Raw genomic sequence first — 16,328 nt, 5'->3', positions numbered from 1 at the left:
TCCGAACCCGGAAGCTAAGCCTCACAGCGCCGATGGTACTGCAGGGGGGACCCTGTGGGAGAGTAGGACACCGCCGGACTCCTTTTAAACAAAATGGCCACCCAACGCTGGGTGGCCATTTTGCGTTTACACGAAGAGAACAGGGATCATCATGCCGGAAGAGGAAGAGCGCCGTCCGCGTCGCAACGACGACAAGGGATCGCGCAGCAATCGCCCTTCCGGCAAAGGTTCTGATCGCAGTCGTGATGGCGCTGCCCCCCGTAGTGAGGGCGGTGGTTACAAGCGTGATGGTGCTGCTCCTCGTCGTGAGGGTGGCGGGTACAAGCGTGATGGTGCTGCTCCTCGTCGTGAGGGTGGCGGGTACAACCGTGATGGCGCTGCCCCCCGTCGTGAGGGTGGCGGGTACAACCGTGATGGCGCTGCCCCCCGTCGTGAGGGTGGCGGGTACAACCGTGATGGCGCTGCCCCCCGTCGTGAGGGTGGCGGGTACAGCCGCGACGGCGGCGCCCCTCGTCGTGAGGGCGGTTACAACCGCGACGGTGCCGCTCCCCGTCGCGAAGGTGGCGGGTACAACCGTGATGGTGCCGCCCCTCGTCGTGAGGGCGGCGGGTACAAGCGTGACGGTGCTGCTCCTCGTCGTGAGGGCGGGTACAAGCGTGATGGTGCTGCTCCTCGTCGTGAGGGTGGCGGGTACAAGCGTGATGGCGCTGCCCCTCGCCGCGAAGGTGGCGGGTACAAGCGTGATGGCGCCGCCCCGCGTCGCGAGGGTGGCGACCGGGATCGTTCGCGCTCCTACCCCCAACGTGGGGGAGCCGGACGCGAACGTCCCGCGCAGGCGGCGAACGAGCGTCCGCGGTTCGATGAGCCGCAGATCCCGGACGACGTCACCGCTCGTGATCTCAACGGCGCGGCTCGTAATGAGCTGAAGACGCTGAGCAAGGAGAATGCCGAGCACGTCGCGCGTCACCTCGCGATGGCCTCCCGCCTCATCGACGAGGACCCCGCGCTCGCCCACCAGCACGCGCTGGCCGCATCGCGCCGTGCCGGCCGTATCGCGATCGTCCGTGAGACTCTCGGCATCACCGCCTATGCCACTGAGGACTTCGCCCTCGCACTGCGTGAGCTGCGGACCTATCGACGGATCTCGGGCAAGGACGACCAGATCGCTCTGATGGTGGACAGTGAGCGTGGCATCGGCCGGTCCGATCGTGCGCTCGAGACCGGCAGGGCCGTCGATCGTTCGACGCTGGACACGCCCGTCCGCGTCGCGTTGGCGATCGCGATGTCGGGTGCGCGCCTGGATCAGGGCGACCTTGAACTCGCCCTCGGCGAGCTGGAGATCCCGGAGCTGGATCCGGATCGTGCGTTCGAGTGGAGCCCCGCGCTGTTCGCAGCGCGCGCTGCTGTGCTCGAAGACCTCGGCCGCACCGAGGAAGCCGAGTTCTGGTCGCACCGGGCCCAGGTCGCCGCTGAAGCTCTGGGAGTCGATGAGGCCGGTGACGAAGAGATCTTCATCGAAGACAGCATGATCGAGATCGACCTCGACGAGGACGATACCGATGCGCCGGTAGAGCCTGTGCCGGCCGAGCCTGTGCCGGCTGAGCCTGTGCGTGCTGAGCCTGTGTCGGCCGAGCCCGCGCCGGGCGAACCCGAGGCTGCGGAGCCCACGGTCGAGGACGAGGTGCGCGAGCTCCTGGGCGAAGACGAGGCCGACGACACGGACCCGGAGGCGTAGTGGCGCTGTTCTCTCGCCGACGCCCGCTCCGCACGCCTCTCGACGGGGTCGACACCGTGCTGGCTGACCTGGACGGCGTGGTCTACGCCGGACCCGGCGCGCTGCCGTTCGCGGTGGACAGCCTCAACCAGGCGGCGAAGGCCGCACAGCTCGGCTACATCACGAACAACGCGGCACGGACCGATGTCTCCGTCGCGGAGCATCTGAGCAGTCTCGGGCTCCAGGTCGAGGCCTCCGAGGTCGTGACGAGCCCGCAGGCCGCGATGCGTCTGATGGCGACGATCGTACCGGCACCGGCGACGATCCTGGTCGTGGGCGGTGACGGTCTCGTCGATGAGGTGCAGAAGGCCGGCTACACGGTGACGCGCAGCGCGGACGACGCGCCGAGTGCAGTGGTGCAGGGATTCGCTCCTGAGGTCGCCTGGACCGATCTCGCCGAGGCGGCGTTCGCACTCAAGCTTCCCGAAGAAGAGGGCGGCATCCCCTGGATCGCGACGAACACGGACTGGACGATTCCTCGTGAACGGGGAGTCGCTCCGGGCAACGGAACCCTCGTCTCTGCCGTCCACACAGCCATCGGTCGGCTGGCGACCGTCGCAGGCAAGCCGGAGGCGCCCATCTTCGAAGAGGCGCTCGCCCGTTTCGGTGCCGAGAAGGCGCTGTTCATCGGCGACCGCCTCGACACCGACATCATGGGCGCGAGCCGTGTCGGCATCGACTCGGCGCTGGTGCTGACAGGGATCGACCGCCCCAAGCACGTCCTCGCGGCACCGGAAGGCTCGCGTCCGACGTACATCCTCGGCGACCTCCGCGAACTGCACGAGCCTTATCCCGAGGTGACGGAGCGAGACGGTGTCTTTGCCGTGAACGGTGCCGCCGTACGGGTCTCCGGGGCTGACGTCGAGATCGTGTCGGAGTCCGGGTCGCAGATCGATCTGCTGCGCGCCGGCGCCGCCGCCATCTGGGCGTCCGGTACCCCGGTGTTCGTCCTTCGTGTTCCCGAGCGCCTCTACGACGATCCCTTCCACCGCCCCTGAGCGATCTCGCGTGGCTCCTTCGCGCGTCGGAGGGGCCGCGTACAGTGGAACCGTGAGTGAAGAGACGACGAGCGAGCCGACCGACGGCCTGTGGAGCCGTCTGCGCCTGATCGAGGGGCAGCCGCTTCCCGTGCGCGCCGCCGCCTACGCGGCCGTGCACGATGAGCTCTCCCGCCGCCTCGAGAGCGGCGCGAAGCTCGATCCTCGGGAGACTTCGGGATCCCGATGACGCGACTCGACGCTGCCCTCGCCGCCCGAGGACTCGCCCGTTCGCGCAGCCATGCGGCGACTCTCATCGCCGAAGGCCTCGTGAGCGTCGCCGGCCGCCAGGTCGTGAAGGCGTCGACCGCCGTGGACGATGAGGCCGAGATCACGGTCGCGGGCTCCGACCACTACGTCGGCCGCGCGGCCCACAAGCTCATCGCCGGACTCGACGGGTTCGGCATCCCGGTGGAGGGACGACTCGTGCTCGACATGGGGGCGTCCACGGGAGGTTTCACGCAGGTGCTGCGCGAGCGGGGCGCCCGAACCGTGCTCGCTGTCGACGTCGGGCACGGCCAGATGGCTCCGTCCATCGCCGCCGACCCCGGGGTGATCACCGTGGAGGGCTTCAACGTCCGACACATGACGCGCGAGAATCTCGCCGAGGCCACCGGTGTCACGGAGCTCCCCGACCTCGCGGTCGGCGACCTCTCCTTCATCTCCCTCGAACTCGTGCTTCCGGCCGTCGCGGCGGTTGCGACCGCGGAGTCCGACATTCTGCTGCTCGTGAAACCGCAGTTCGAGGTCGGACGGACGGCGGTGCGCGGGGGACTGGTCACCGATCCCGCCACCCGTGCCGATGCAGTCGCGCGCACGGTGTGGAGCGCCTGGGACATCGGCTTGGGGATGCTCGGCATCCTTCCCTCACCACTTCTGGGAACGCACGGCAACGCGGAATATCTCGTGCACCTCGCGCCGGGGCGCGGCAGCAATCCGACAGAATGGTTGGACACCATCAATCGACTGGCAGGAGGACGATGAACGAGCGCAACATCCTGGTCGTCGCCCATGCCGGCCGGGTCGACACCGTCGACGCGGCGCGACGCGTGATCGATGCCCTGCGGGAAGCAGGAGCACGACCGGTCCTGGCCTCCGACGACCACGAGGCCCTCACGGCGGTGGACGCCTTCTTCGCCGGCACCGATGTTCTGGGCCGCTCCGTCGATCCGGCGGACCTCGAGCTCGCGATCGTGCTGGGCGGAGACGGCACGATCCTGCGCGCGGCCGAGCTGGTCCGCGACACGGGAGCGCCCGTGCTCGGCATCAACATGGGCCATGTCGGCTTCCTCGCCGAGATCGATCGAGACGACATGGACAAGGCCGTGCGCCGGGTGATCGACCGCGACTACGAGGTCGAGGAGCGACTCGCCCTGTCGGTGCGCGTGAAGGACGCCGCCGGGGCGGTCGTGTACGAGACCTGGGCACTGAACGAGGCCACCGTCGAGAAGGCCAGCCGGGAGCGGATGATCGAGGTCGTCCTGGAGATCGACGGCAGGCCGTTGTCGAGCTTCGGATGCGACGGCATGGTCATCTCCACTCCCACCGGCTCGACCGCCTACAACTTCTCGGCCGGGGGACCGGTCATCTGGCCCAGCGTCGAGGCGATCGCGGTGGTGCCGCTGTCGGCGCACGCGCTGTTCGCCAAACCGCTCGTCGTCAGCCCCGGCGCCGCGGTCGCGATCGAGATGCTCGAGCGCACCGACGGGTCGGGGATCCTCTGGTGCGACGGGCGTCGCTCCCACGATCTCCCGCCCGGCGCTCGGGTCGTCGTCCGCCGGTCGTCGCGCCCCGTGCGGCTCGCGCGTCTGCACCCCACGGCCTTCACCGACAGGCTCGTGCGCAAGTTCCAGCTGCCCGTCGAAGGATGGCGCGGCCAAACCCTGGGGACGCCGTCATGATCGAGGAGATGCGCATGCAGGGGCTCGGCGTCATCGCCGATGCGGTGCTGCCTCTGGGCCCGGGATTCACCGCGATCACCGGAGAGACGGGCGCGGGGAAGACCATGGTCGTCACCGGACTGGGGCTGCTGCTGGGCCAGCGCGCCGACTCCGGGGCTGTCAGGGCCGGTGCCGCACAGGCATCGGTGGCGGGTGTCTGGATCGTTCCGGAGGGCGGAGACGTCGCCGAGATCGTCGAGGAGGCCGGCGGCGAGTTGGAGCCCGCAGGAGCGGGAACCGCGGAGTTGTACGTCTCGCGCACGCTCAGCGCCGAAGGACGCAGCAGGGCGAGCGTCGGAGGCCGGGCGGCGCCCGCAGGGGTGCTCTCGTCGCTGGCGGAAGAGCTCGTCGTGGTGCACGGACAGTCCGAGCAGCTGCGTCTGCGCTCCGCCGCGGCACAGCGCGACGCGCTCGACCGCTTCGGTGGGACGCCGATCACGGACGCGCTCGCGAAGTACACGGAGTCCTTCGGCCGCTGGCGGGCACTGGACTCCGAGATCTCCGAGATCACCGAGAACCGGGACCGTCGTGCCGAGGAGGCCTCCCGCCTCCGTGAAGACCTGGCACTGATCGAGGCGACCGCACCGGAGCCGGGCGAGGACCAGGAACTCGCAGATCGGGCCGAACGTCTCGCGAATGCCGAAGAACTTCGTGTCGCCGCATCCCTCGCGCACGGAGCGCTCTCCAACGAGGACGGCGAACCTGACGCCTCCGCCCTCGTCGCGGAGGCCCGTCGCGTGATCGAGCGTGCGTCCGACGCCAAGCTGACCGAGATCGGGGAGAGCCTCGCGGACATCGGCTACCGGATCGCGGACGCTGCGGGACTCCTGTCCGCCTACCTCGCGGACCTCGACGAGTCCGGCCCTCATGAACTCGCCGCCGTGGAAGAACGTCGCGCGGCGCTGGGTACCCTCGTGCGCGCTCACGGCTCCCTCGACGAGGCATTGGCGCTCTGGCAGACGGGCTCCACGCGGCTCGCGGAACTCGATGACGACGGCGACCGCCTCGAGCGGCTCATCGCTGAGCGCGATGCGGCACGAGCCGAGCTGGACGCCGACGCGGCGACGCTGACGGCGACACGTACCGATGCCGCCGTCCGCCTCGGCGAGGCGGTGACTGCAGAGCTCCACGCCCTCGCGATGCCCGATGCGCGACTCGAGGTCGCGGTCTCCGAGGGCGCGGAGAGCACCCACGGTCGCGATGACGTCGCGATCCTCCTCGCTCCGCATCCGGGCGCCGAGCCGCGATCGGTCTCGAAGGGGGCCTCCGGTGGCGAGTTGTCCCGGGTCATGCTGGCCATCGAGGTCGTCATCGCCGCGACCGACCCCGTGCCGACCTTCGTCTTCGACGAGGTCGATGCGGGCATCGGAGGCGCCGCCGCGATCGAGGTCGGACGGCGACTCGCCCGACTCGCCGAGAAGTCGCAGGTCATCGCCGTCACCCACCTCGCGCAGGTCGCGGCCTTCGCGAACAACCACCTCTCCGTCGTCAAAGCCAATGACGGCGCGGTCACCGCCTCCAGCGTCCGGCGTCTGGAAGGCGGTGAGCGAGAAGCGGAGATGGCCCGACTGCTCTCGGGACTCGCCGATTCCGACGCTGCTCTCACCCACGCGCGCGAACTTCTCAGCCTCCGCGCCCCCGCCGCCTGATAGGATCGAAGCCCGTGATGAACTCTTCTTCCGCGGGACCCAAGAACGACACGACCAAGCACATCTTCGTGACTGGTGGTGTCGTTTCGTCTTTGGGCAAGGGACTGACGGCGGCCAGTCTCGGCAACCTCCTCACCGCCCGCGGTCTGCGCGTCGTGATGCAGAAGCTCGACCCGTACCTGAACGTCGATCCCGGCACGATGAACCCGTTCCAGCACGGTGAGGTCTTCGTCACGGACGACGGCGCGGAGACCGATCTCGACATCGGCCACTACGAGCGCTTCCTCGACATCAATCTGTCCGAGGCCGCCAATGTGACGACCGGCCAGATCTACTCGCAGGTGATCGCGCGCGAGCGTCGCGGCGAGTACCTCGGCGACACCGTGCAGGTCATCCCGCACATCACCGACGAGATCAAGCGTCGCATGCGTCTGCAGGCGAGCGAGGACCCGCGTCCCGATGTGATCATCACCGAGGTCGGTGGCACGGTCGGAGACATCGAGTCGCAGCCGTTCCTCGAATCCGCGCGCCAGCTCCGTCATGAGCTCGGACGGGACAGCGTGTTCTTCGTCCACGTCTCTTTGGTGCCGTTCATGGGCGCCTCGGGGGAGCAGAAGACCAAGCCCACCCAGCACTCCGTCGCGGCTCTCCGTCAGGTGGGCATCCAGCCCGACGCGCTCGTGCTCCGCAGCGACCGTCCGGTGAGCGCGAGCAACCGGAACAAGATCGCCCTCATGTGCGATGTCGACGTGGAAGGCGTCATCAACACGGTCGACCTGCCGAGCATCTACGACATCCCCTCCACGCTGAACGAGCAGGGCCTCGATTCGTACATCGTGCGTCGGCTCGGTCTCGACCAGAAGGCGACCGACGTCGACTGGACGCGCTGGAACAAGGTGCTGCACGCCGTACACAACCCCAAGCACGAGGTGACGATCGGCCTGGTCGGCAAGTACATCGATCTTCCCGACGCCTACCTCTCGGTGACCGAAGCGCTCAAGGCGGGTGGCTTCGCACAGGAGACCAAGGTGAACATCCGCTGGATCCCCTCCGATCTGTGCGAGACGCCGGAGGGTGCCCAGGAGCAGCTGGCCGAGCTCGATGGCATCTGCGTGCCCGGCGGCTTCGGCATCCGCGGCATCGAGGGCAAGCTCGGTGCGCTCAAGTTCGCACGAGAGCAGGGCATCCCGACCCTCGGGCTGTGCTTGGGCCTGCAGTGCATGGTCATCGAGTACGCGCGGGACGTCGCCGGCATCGCGGGCGCGTCTTCCAGTGAGTTCGACCCGGAGACCGCCGAGCCCGTGATCGCGACGATGGCGGAGCAGGTGGACATCCTCGACGGCGGCGACCTCGGCGGCACCATGCGTCTCGGCCTGTACCAGGCAGCACTCGCCGAGGGATCCCTCGCGCGCGAGCTCTACGGGGCGCCGGAGGCCGCGGAACGGCACCGTCACCGCTACGAGGTCAACAACTCCTACCGCGATCGTCTCACCGACGCCGGTCTGGTGTTCTCCGGGCTCAACCCGGAACTCGACCTGGTCGAGTACGTCGAGCTGTCGCGTGACGTGCACCCGTACTACATCGCCACGCAGGCGCACCCGGAGCTGCGTTCGCGTCCGACCGCCCCGCACCCGCTGTTCCGCGGGCTGGTCGGCGCCGCGATCGAGCGTCACCGCGCGAGCGAGCTGTTCGACGTCAGTGCCGATGACTGAGTCGGCGGAGTACCTCCGCGACGAGCCTTTCGAGCCGGAGGTCCTCCAGAGCGACCGCGTCTACAAGGGCTGGGTCTGGGACGTGCGCTCCGACCGGGTGCGCTACGGCGACGGGGAGATCGTGCGCGAGTATGTCGCGCACACCGGCGCCGTGGCGATCCTCGCGCTCGACGACGAGGACCGCGTGCTGCTGATCCAGCAGTACCGCCACCCGATCCGTCACCGCGACTGGGAGTTGCCCGCCGGTCTGCTCGACATGGACGGAGAGGCGCCGCTCGACGCCGCCCGTCGCGAGCTCGCCGAGGAGGCTGACCTCGTCGCCGCGCGCTGGGAGCCGCTGGTCTCCTCGTGGACCACCCCGGGTGGCAACAACGAGATGATCCACATCTTCTTGGCCACCGGAGTCGCCGCGGCGTCTTCGGCATACGATCGGGAGGACGAAGAGGCGGACATCCGCGTCGAGTGGGTGCCGTTGGCGGACGCGGTGGACGCCGTCCTCGGCGGACGGATGCACAACGGCATCCTCTCGATCGGTGTGCTGGCTGCGGCGCAGAGGCTGCGCGACCGGGGCTGACGCATGCTGCTGGAGCGCGCTCTCGACGCCTACCTGCGTCACGTCACGATCGAGCGCGGTCTGAGCGAGCACACGATCGCGGCCTACCGGCGTGACCTCGGTGGCTACTGCGAGTGGCTGGCCGGGGAGGGGATCGCCGACACGTCGGAGGTGACGCCGGCCGTGATCGACCGCTTCGTCACGGAGCGTGCGTCGGCAGACCCTGCTCCGGCCTCCACCTCGCTGGCGCGCCTGCAGTCGTCCGTGCGGGGTTGGCACCGGTTCCTGGCCCGTGAGGGCATCGAGGTCGACGATCCGAGCGGGAGACTGCGTCCGCCCAAGGCTCCTCGTCGGCTCCCCAAAGCGCTGACGATCGACCAGGTCGAGAGACTGCTCGCCGCACCGTCGCCCGAGGACCCGATCGGGGTGCGGGATCGCGCTCTCCTGGAGCTCCTCTATGCCACCGGCGCCCGCGTCTCGGAGGCGACCGGGCTCGACGTCGACGACCTCGCCCACGGCGATGTACTGCGGCTGCGCGGGAAGGGCTCGAAGGAGCGCATCGTGCCGATCGGCTCCTATGCACGAGAAGCGGTCGACGCCTATCTCACGAGGGTGCGGCCCGCGCTCGCGGCGAAAGGGCGGGCATCGGCGCGGCTGTTCCTCGGCGCCCGTGGCGCGCCCCTGTCACGACAGAGCGCCTGGCTGGTGATCCGAGCGGCGGCGGAGAAGGCGCAGATCACGTCGGAGGTGTCGCCGCACACCCTGCGTCACTCGTTCGCCACGCACCTGCTGCAGGGGGGAGCCGACGTCCGTGTCGTGCAGGAGCTGCTCGGACATTCCTCGGTCGCGACGACCCAGATCTACACCCACGTCTCTGTCGATACGTTGCGTGACATCTACGCGACCTCGCATCCCCGCGCCCGCTGACACCGCCCATCCGGGAGAGCCCCCTGCCGCGTGCCGAGGCGGCTGTGGAACGGGCCGCCCGGTACAATCGACCAAGCACGAACGGAGCAGGAGAATCGGTGGCTGAGAAAGTGGCGAAGTCCAGGGCGAAGGCGCAGAAGGCCGACGAGACCCCCATGGGACCCACGGGCCGTCCGTATCACGGGTTCCCGACCCCCGAACCGTTGAAGTCCCACGGGCCCGCGCGCATCATCGCGCTGTGCAACCAGAAGGGCGGCGTCGGCAAGACGACCACGTCCATCAACCTGGCCGCGGCGCTCGCCGAGTACGGCCGCAAGGTGCTCGCGGTCGATTTCGACCCGCAGGGCGCCCTGTCCGCGGGGCTCGGCATCCCGACCCACGATGTGCCGACGATCTACGACCTCCTGCTCGACACCAAGCGCGACGCCCACGATGCGATCGTGAAGTCGAGCGTCGAAGGTCTCGACGTCATGCCGGCGAACATCGATCTGTCGGCCGCCGAGGTGCACCTGGTCAACGAGGTCGCACGGGAGACGATCCTCGCCCGGGTGCTGCGCCAGGTCGCGGGGGAGTACGACGTCATCCTCGTCGACTGCCAGCCCTCCCTCGGGATCCTCACGGTCAACGCGCTGACGGCGGCGCACGGTGTGATCATCCCGCTCGAGTGCGAGTTCTTCGCGCTGCGCGGCGTGGCACTGCTCATCGAGACGATCGACAAGGTCCGCGACAGGTTGAATCCGTCCATCACGATGGACGGCCTGCTGGCCACGATGTACGACCCGCGCACCCTGCACTCGCGCGAGGTGCTCGAGCGTGTCGTCGAAGCATTCGGAGACGACGTGCTCGAGACCGTGATCGGCCGCACCGTGAAGTTCCCCGACGCCTCGGTGTCGGGCGTGCCCATCACCGAGTTCGCCCCGGAGCACGCGGCCGCTCAGGCATACCTGCGGCTGGCGCGGGAGCTGGTCGCCCGTGGCGCTGTCGCCTAGCGGAGAGTCCGTCGACCCTTCGGCCATCGAGCGCGCCGAAGACGTGAGCAGCGGATCGGACGAGCCCGTCGGATCCGCGGCGATCGAACCGGGCTTCCGGGTCTCCCTGTCGAATTTCGACGGACCGTTCGACCTGCTCCTGAACCTCATCTCGAAGCATGAGATGGACATCACCGAGGTCTCGTTGAGCGCGGTCACGAACGAGTTCATCGCCTACCTGGGCGAGCTCGAGAACGATGAGGAACTCGATCAGGCCTCCGAGTTCCTCGTGGTCGCGGCGACCCTGCTCGACATGAAGGTCGCCGGACTCCTCCCGCAGGGCGAGCTCGTGGACGCTGAGGCCGTCGCGCTCTTGGAGGCACGCGACCTGCTGTTCGCCCGGTTGCTGCAGTACCGGGCCTTCAAAGAGGTGTCGGCGTGGTTCTCCCGTTGCCTGCAACGCGAAGACAAGCGGCACGTCCGCGCGGCACGCCTCGATGAGAAGCACCGCTCGCAGACACCCGAGCTCGTGTGGTCGCTCACCGTGGACGACTTCGCGGCGCTGGCGCTGCTGGCCTTCGCGCCCAAAGAGATCCCGCATGTCGGACTCGACCATCTGCACGCACCGCTGGTCAGCATCCGTGAGCAGGCGGCGATCGTCGTCACCCTCCTGCGCGGCACCGAGTCGCTGAGCTTCCGCGAACTCGTCGCGGGCGTGAGCGAGCCGGGCATCGTGGTGGCGCGTTTCATCTCGGTGTTGGAGCTGTACCGGCACGCGGCGCTGACCTTCGAACAACTGGAACCGCTCGGCGAGCTCACGCTGCGCTGGGCAGCCGACTCCTGGTCGGACGAGACACTCGCGAGCCTGGGGGCCGACTATGACCGATGACCTGACCGAGACCGAGACCGAGACGGGGGACGACGCTGGGACCGAGCTCGAGGCGGAGACCGAGCTCGACGCTGAGACGTCGGACAGCGGGGTCGGCGTGTCCACCGAGATCCCGCTCTCCGAGCGCATCGAGGCCATCCTGTTGATCGTCGACGAGCCGCTGGGGCTGGTGGCTCTCGCCGCCGCCGTCGGTTCGCCGGTGCCGGCGGTGCGGCAGACGCTCGAGACGCTCGTCGACGACTACGACGGCAACGGCACGGGACCGCGGCGCGGATTCGAGCTGCGCGAGGTCGGCGGCGGCTGGCGATTGTACGTCCGCGAGGAGCTCGACCCGCTCGTGGCGGCGTTCGTCGGCGGACAGGCGCCCGCGCGGCTTTCGCAGGCCGCGCTCGAGACGCTGGCCGTGATCGCCTACAAGCAGCCCGTCACCCGCAGCCAGGTCGCCTCCATCCGTGCAGTGAACGTCGATTCCGTCGTGCGCACGCTGCTCGCCCGCGGCCTGATCACCGAACTCTTCGCCGACTCCGAGACCGGTGCGATCAACTACGGCACGACCGACGCGCTCCTGCAGCACCTGGGCATCAACTCGCTCGACGAGCTGCCCCCGATCTCCCCTCTGCTCGATGACGGCGCAGACGGCTTCGACGAAGGGACCATCCGATGACCGGTTTCGAGGCATCCGCAGGATTCGAGGGTGCGCCCGAGGGTGTGCGCCTCCAGAAGGTCCTCGCCGGCGCGGGTGTGGCATCGCGCCGAGTGGTGGAGCAGTACATCACGGAAGGGCGCATCCGCGTCAACGGCGTCGTCGTCACGGAGCTCGGACGCCGGATCGACCCCGAGCGCGACCTCGTGGACGTCGATGGCACCGCGGTGCAACTCGACGTCTCCAAGCGGTACGTCATGCTGAACAAGCCGACCGGTGTCGTCAGCAGCATGAAGGACGAAAACGGCAGGCCCGACCTTCGCCGCTTCACGGAGCAGTTCGAGGAGCGCCTGTACAACGTCGGACGCCTCGACGCCGAGACGAGTGGTCTCTTGATCCTCACGAATGACGGGGCTCTCGCCCACGTGCTCGCTCACCCCTCGTTCGGCGTGACGAAGGTGTACATCGCGAAGGTCGAGGGGACGGTGCTGCCCCAGACCATCTCGAAACTCACCAAGGGCATCGAACTCGAAGACGGCCCCATCGCTGCGGACAAGGCGCGGCTGCTGGACACCTCGCGCGGGTCGAGCCTGGTCGAGCTGACCCTGCACTCCGGACGCAACCGGATCGTCCGTCGGATGCTCGCCGCGGTCGGTCATCCGGTCACGGAACTCGTGCGCCGGCAGTTCGGGCCGCTCCACCTGGGAACCCTCCCGGCCGGGAAGACGCGGGAACTGACTAAAATCGAACTCGGCGCGCTTTTGACCTTGTCGCGCCGTGATTCCGGTGTCGCCGAGGCGCCAGGCGAGCAGGAGAACGAATGACCGATACGACGAGTGCGCCCACGGCGCGGAGGGTAGGCGCCGTCGCGCCTCGTCTCTCCGGGACCGTCCGCGTCGTCGGCGCCGGTCTGCTCGGGGCGAGCGTCGGCCACGCACTCCGGTCGAAGGGCATCGACGTGGTTCTGACGGATGCGTCGCCCGCACAGCTGCGCCTCGCCGTCGACTACGGGGCCGGCCGCCTCGCCACCGACGACGACACCCCCTCGCTCATCGTCGTCGCCGTGCCGCCGGATGTGACCGCGGACGTCATCCAAGCCGAACTCCAGCGCTTCCCGGACGCCGTGGTGACCGACGTGGCGAGTGTGAAGCTGGAGCCGTTCCGCACCCTGCAGTCGCGGGGCGTCGACCTCACCCGATACATCGGATCGCATCCGCTTGCCGGCCGTGAGCGCGGTGGGGCCATCTCCGCCCGCGCCGATCTGTTCGTCGGGCGACCGTGGGTCGTGTGCCGCGACGAGGACACGAAGGCGACGGATCTCGCCCTGGTCGAAGCGCTCGCGCTCGACGTCGGGGCGATGCCGCTCGAGATGACGCCGGAGGAGCATGACCGTTCGGTCGCGCTCACGTCGCACGTGCCTCAGGTCGTCGCGAGCCTGCTCGCCGCCCGCCTCGCGGAGGCGGAGGAGGGTGCGCTCCGTCTTGCAGGCCAGGGCGTTCGTGACACGACGCGCATCGCGGCCTCGGCTCCCGAGCTGTGGGTGCAGATCCTCGGCGCCAACGCCGGCCCCGTCGTCGAGATCCTCGATGCTCTCGCCGCCGATCTCGGAGAAGTGGCGGCCGCATTGCGGGAGCCGAGCGCGCCCGGAGCGCGGCGCGTGGTCGCCGAGACGATCCGCCAGGGCAACGACGGCGTCGACCGCCTCCCCGGAAAGCACGGCCAGAACCAGCGCTTCGAGTCGCTCGTCGTCATGGTCGACGACACCGCCGGTCAACTGGGTCGCCTGTTCGGCGAGCTCGGCGAACTGGGCGTCAACGTCGAAGACCTCCGACTCGAGCACTCGCCAGGGGCCCAGTTCGGCCTCGCCGAGATCAGCGTCGACCCGGCCGCGCTGCACGGGGCGATCACCGGACTCCAGGAACGCGGCTGGCGGATTGCAGGGAAGACCAATGACTGACACCTCGAACGCATCCACGGCGCCCGCACACGTGGCCGATGCGACGAAGTTCATCGCGATCGACGGACCGGCCGGTTCGGGCAAGTCCAGCGTGTCGAAGGCCGTCGCGCGCATGCTCGGCTTCGGATACCTCGACACCGGCTCCGCCTACCGCGCACTCGCCTGGCACGTGCTCGATCGCGGCGCCGACACCTCGGACCCCGAGGCGGTTCGCGCGGCGGCATCCGACTTCCCGGTGCGTCTGGGACTCGACCCCGACGACCGCACGGTTCGCGTCGGCGACACCGACATCACCGAGGCCATCCGTGATTCTCGGGTTTCCGCCGCGGTGAGCGGCGTGGCGCGCGTGCCCGAGGTGCGCGCGCAGGTCAACGAGCTGTTCCGCGCACTGGTCGCTGAATCCGCCTACCCCGCCGTGGTGGTCGAAGGCCGTGACATCACGACCGTCGTCGCTCCGGATGCGCCCGTGCGGATCCTGCTCACCGCGGCACCCGAAGTGCGTGCCGCTCGACGCGCCGGCGAACTCGCCGGCGAGAACGCGGCTGCTGTCGCCGCGGCGCTCCACAAACGCGATGCCTCCGACAGTGCCGTCGTCGACTTCCTCAACGCCGCGGACGGCGTCGAGGTCGTCGACTCGACGGAACTCGATTTCCCCCAGACCATCGACGCCGTGCTCACGGTGATCGAGCGAATCCAAGGAGCACACCGTGGCTGACGACGAATACGAAGGCGGCCCCGACCAGCTCGCCGAGAAGATGGACCAGCTCGACGAGAATCTCGCCGAGCAGCGCGCGGAGACCCTGCGCGCCGGCCTCTCCGACTACGAGCTGGACGACGAGGACGCCGCGCTCCTCGCGGGTGTCACGCTCGGCGAGGACGGCATCCACTACAGCCCGGCTCTGCCCGTGGTGGCGATCGTCGGACGCCCGAACGTCGGCAAGTCCGCGCTCGTGAACCGCATCCTCGGACGCCGTGAGGCCGTCGTGGAGGACACACCTGGCGTGACCCGCGACCGCGTGACCTACAAGGCCGAGTGGGGCGACCGTCGCTTCTCGCTGGTCGACACCGGCGGCTGGGAGCCTGATGCGCGTGGCATCGACCGCTCGGTCGCGATGCAGGCGGAGGTCGCGATCGACCTGGCCGACATGGTGTTGTTCGTGGTCGACGCGATGGTCGGAGCCACGTCGACCGACGAGCACGTCGTGAAGCTGCTGCGCAAGAGCGGCAAGCCGGTGTTCCTCGTCGCCAACAAGATCGATGACGCCCGGCAGGAGCCGGAGACGGCACCGCTGTGGAGCCTCGGGCTCGGCGAGCCGTATCCCGTCTCGGCCATCCACGGGCGTGGTGTCGCCGACCTGCTGGATGCCGTGCTGAAGAAGCTTCCCGAGGTCTCGGCCGTCGCGAAGCAGGAGATCGGCGGCCCGCGTCGAGTGGCGATCCTCGGTCGCCCGAATGTGGGGAAGTCGTCGCTGCTGAACAAGGCCGCCGGTGAAGAGCGCGTCGTCGTCAACGACCTCGCCGGCACGACCCGCGACCCGGTGGACGAGGTCGTGGAGCTCGGCGGGAAGATGTGGCGCCTGGTCGACACAGCCGGCATCCGCCGCCGCGTGCACATGGCTCAGGGCGCGGACTTCTACGCCTCGCTGCGCACCTCGGCCGCGCTGGAGAAGGCGGAGGTCGCCGTCGTCGTGCTCGACGTCTCGGAGACGATCAGCGAGCAGGACGTGCGCATCATCGACCTCGTCCTCGAGTCGGGCCGTGCGCTCGTCCTCGCGTTCAACAAGTGGGATCGCCTGAACGACGATGACCTCGAGAACGCCGATCGTCGCCGCTACCTGGAGCGTGAGATCGAGCAGGACCTCGCACACGTCGCCTGGGCGCCGCGCGTGAACATCTCGGCGAAGACGGGGCGTCACCTCGACAAGCTCGTCCCCGCGCTGGAGACCTCGCTGGAGAACTGGGACCGGCGCATCCCGACCGGCAAGTTCAACGCGTTCCTCGCCGAGCTCGTCGCCGAGCACCCGCACCCGCTGCGCGGCGGCAAGCAGCCGCGCATCCTGTTCGGGACGCAGGCATCGACCCGCCCGCCGACGTTCGTGCTGTTCACCACCGGGTTCCTCGACCCGGGGTACCGCCGGTTCATCCAGCGCCGCCTGCGTGAGCTGTACTCCTTCGAGGGCACGCCCATCGTGATCAACATGCGGGTGCGCGAGAAGCGTCAGCGCTGATCTGTTCCGACGCGTGTCGCGCCGTGGCGCCACGACCCCGATGCTGTGAAA

Annotated in this window: 17 protein-coding genes and 1 rRNA gene; all 18 read left to right on the top strand. The window is 69.0% G+C overall.

The annotated features are described in order from the left end of the window. A 5S ribosomal RNA gene (gene rrf / locus E0W80_RS03805) occupies positions 1 to 79 on the top strand; the annotation flags it as partial. A 205-nt stretch (positions 80 to 284) separates the two neighbouring features. Next, positions 285 to 926: a hypothetical protein gene (locus E0W80_RS03800; RefSeq protein ID WP_165875383.1), complete on the top strand. Its 642-nt coding sequence runs from the start codon at positions 285 to 287 to the stop codon at positions 924 to 926. Between the two features lie 47 nt (positions 927 to 973). Then, positions 974 to 1,735, top strand: a complete 762-nt coding sequence (locus tag E0W80_RS03795) for a hypothetical protein (protein ID WP_131491344.1) — start codon at positions 974 to 976, stop codon at positions 1,733 to 1,735. Further along, a complete protein-coding gene (locus E0W80_RS03790; RefSeq protein ID WP_131491343.1) occupies positions 1,735 to 2,772 on the top strand; it encodes an HAD-IIA family hydrolase in 1,038 nt (345 codons plus the stop codon). Before E0W80_RS03795 ends, E0W80_RS03790 begins: the two co-directional genes overlap by 1 nt. Before the next feature lie 52 nt (positions 2,773 to 2,824). Next, the gene (locus E0W80_RS19080; RefSeq protein ID WP_165875382.1) at positions 2,825 to 3,001 is read left to right on the top strand and encodes a hypothetical protein; all 177 of its coding nucleotides are present in this window, start codon (positions 2,825 to 2,827) and stop codon (positions 2,999 to 3,001) included. After that, a complete protein-coding gene (locus tag E0W80_RS03785; protein WP_131491342.1) occupies positions 2,998 to 3,795 on the top strand; it encodes a TlyA family RNA methyltransferase in 798 nt (265 codons plus the stop codon). The genes E0W80_RS19080 and E0W80_RS03785 overlap by 4 nt, the downstream gene beginning before the upstream one ends. Further along, entirely contained in the window at positions 3,792 to 4,712 is a 921-nt protein-coding gene (locus E0W80_RS03780; RefSeq protein ID WP_131491341.1) for an NAD kinase, read from the top strand. Before E0W80_RS03785 ends, E0W80_RS03780 begins: the two co-directional genes overlap by 4 nt. Continuing rightward, positions 4,709 to 6,400: a DNA repair protein RecN gene (gene recN, locus E0W80_RS03775; RefSeq protein ID WP_131491340.1), complete on the top strand. Its 1,692-nt coding sequence runs from the start codon at positions 4,709 to 4,711 to the stop codon at positions 6,398 to 6,400. Before E0W80_RS03780 ends, recN begins: the two co-directional genes overlap by 4 nt. 17 nt (positions 6,401 to 6,417) lie before the next feature. Continuing rightward, on the top strand, positions 6,418 to 8,112 hold the full coding sequence (locus tag E0W80_RS03770) for a CTP synthase (RefSeq protein WP_131491339.1): 1,695 nt from the start codon (positions 6,418 to 6,420) through the stop codon (positions 8,110 to 8,112). Beyond that, the gene (locus E0W80_RS03765) at positions 8,105 to 8,686 is read left to right on the top strand and encodes an NUDIX hydrolase (RefSeq protein ID WP_131491338.1); all 582 of its coding nucleotides are present in this window, start codon (positions 8,105 to 8,107) and stop codon (positions 8,684 to 8,686) included. The genes E0W80_RS03770 and E0W80_RS03765 overlap by 8 nt, the downstream gene beginning before the upstream one ends. A gap of 3 nt (positions 8,687 to 8,689) precedes the next feature. Next, positions 8,690 to 9,592, top strand: coding sequence for a site-specific tyrosine recombinase XerD (gene xerD, locus E0W80_RS03760; protein WP_131491337.1), 903 nt, complete (start codon positions 8,690 to 8,692; stop codon positions 9,590 to 9,592). A gap of 155 nt (positions 9,593 to 9,747) precedes the next feature. Beyond that, positions 9,748 to 10,581: a ParA family protein gene (locus E0W80_RS03755; protein WP_194239375.1), complete on the top strand. Its 834-nt coding sequence runs from the start codon at positions 9,748 to 9,750 to the stop codon at positions 10,579 to 10,581. 43 nt (positions 10,582 to 10,624) lie between these two features. Further along, the gene (locus E0W80_RS03750; protein ID WP_194239374.1) at positions 10,625 to 11,449 is read left to right on the top strand and encodes a ScpA family protein; all 825 of its coding nucleotides are present in this window, start codon (positions 10,625 to 10,627) and stop codon (positions 11,447 to 11,449) included. Next, positions 11,439 to 12,113, top strand: coding sequence for an SMC-Scp complex subunit ScpB (gene scpB, locus E0W80_RS03745; protein WP_240740451.1), 675 nt, complete (start codon positions 11,439 to 11,441; stop codon positions 12,111 to 12,113). Before E0W80_RS03750 ends, scpB begins: the two co-directional genes overlap by 11 nt. Then, complete coding sequence (locus tag E0W80_RS03740; RefSeq protein WP_047521831.1) at positions 12,110 to 12,916, top strand: pseudouridine synthase; 807 nt, start codon at positions 12,110 to 12,112, stop codon at positions 12,914 to 12,916. Before scpB ends, E0W80_RS03740 begins: the two co-directional genes overlap by 4 nt. Next, on the top strand, positions 12,913 to 14,049 hold the full coding sequence (locus E0W80_RS03735) for a prephenate dehydrogenase (protein ID WP_131491336.1): 1,137 nt from the start codon (positions 12,913 to 12,915) through the stop codon (positions 14,047 to 14,049). Before E0W80_RS03740 ends, E0W80_RS03735 begins: the two co-directional genes overlap by 4 nt. After that, positions 14,042 to 14,764 carry a (d)CMP kinase gene (gene cmk / locus E0W80_RS03730; protein ID WP_131491335.1) on the top strand — a complete coding sequence of 241 codons (723 nt, stop codon included), beginning with the start codon at positions 14,042 to 14,044 and terminating at the stop codon, positions 14,762 to 14,764. Before E0W80_RS03735 ends, cmk begins: the two co-directional genes overlap by 8 nt. 40 nt (positions 14,765 to 14,804) lie before the next feature. Continuing rightward, positions 14,805 to 16,277, top strand: coding sequence for a ribosome biogenesis GTPase Der (der, locus tag E0W80_RS03725; protein WP_231555022.1), 1,473 nt, complete (start codon positions 14,805 to 14,807; stop codon positions 16,275 to 16,277). Positions 16,278 to 16,328 lie beyond the last annotated feature (51 nt).

Origin of the sequence: Microbacterium sp. PI-1, from assembly GCF_004337555.1 — a bacterium.
GTDB lineage: Bacteria > Actinomycetota > Actinomycetes > Actinomycetales > Microbacteriaceae > Microbacterium > Microbacterium aurugineum.
Note: the sequence above shows the minus strand (reverse complement) of the source record. Positions and strands in the feature narration are given on the sequence as shown.

What these genes read in the sequence shown, in the direction of transcription:
- E0W80_RS03755 (WP_194239375.1), top strand. Translation starts at nt 9,748, where the DNA reads ATGGGACCCACGGGCCGTCCGTATCACGGGTTCCCGACCCCCGAACCG.
- E0W80_RS03780 (WP_131491341.1), top strand. Translation starts at nt 3,792, where the DNA reads ATGAACGAGCGCAACATCCTGGTCGTCGCCCATGCCGGCCGGGTCGAC.
- recN (WP_131491340.1), top strand. Translation starts at nt 4,709, where the DNA reads ATGATCGAGGAGATGCGCATGCAGGGGCTCGGCGTCATCGCCGATGCG.
- scpB (WP_240740451.1), top strand. Translation starts at nt 11,439, where the DNA reads ATGACCGATGACCTGACCGAGACCGAGACCGAGACGGGGGACGACGCT.
- E0W80_RS03735 (WP_131491336.1), top strand. Translation starts at nt 12,913, where the DNA reads ATGACCGATACGACGAGTGCGCCCACGGCGCGGAGGGTAGGCGCCGTC.
- xerD (WP_131491337.1), top strand. Translation starts at nt 8,690, where the DNA reads ATGCTGCTGGAGCGCGCTCTCGACGCCTACCTGCGTCACGTCACGATC.
- E0W80_RS03740 (WP_047521831.1), top strand. Translation starts at nt 12,110, where the DNA reads ATGACCGGTTTCGAGGCATCCGCAGGATTCGAGGGTGCGCCCGAGGGT.
- der (WP_231555022.1), top strand. Translation starts at nt 14,805, where the DNA reads ATGGACCAGCTCGACGAGAATCTCGCCGAGCAGCGCGCGGAGACCCTG.
- E0W80_RS03795 (WP_131491344.1), top strand. Translation starts at nt 974, where the DNA reads ATGGCCTCCCGCCTCATCGACGAGGACCCCGCGCTCGCCCACCAGCAC.
- cmk (WP_131491335.1), top strand. Translation starts at nt 14,042, where the DNA reads ATGACTGACACCTCGAACGCATCCACGGCGCCCGCACACGTGGCCGAT.
- E0W80_RS03770 (WP_131491339.1), top strand. Translation starts at nt 6,418, where the DNA reads ATGAACTCTTCTTCCGCGGGACCCAAGAACGACACGACCAAGCACATC.
- E0W80_RS03785 (WP_131491342.1), top strand. Translation starts at nt 2,998, where the DNA reads ATGACGCGACTCGACGCTGCCCTCGCCGCCCGAGGACTCGCCCGTTCG.
- E0W80_RS03765 (WP_131491338.1), top strand. Translation starts at nt 8,105, where the DNA reads ATGACTGAGTCGGCGGAGTACCTCCGCGACGAGCCTTTCGAGCCGGAG.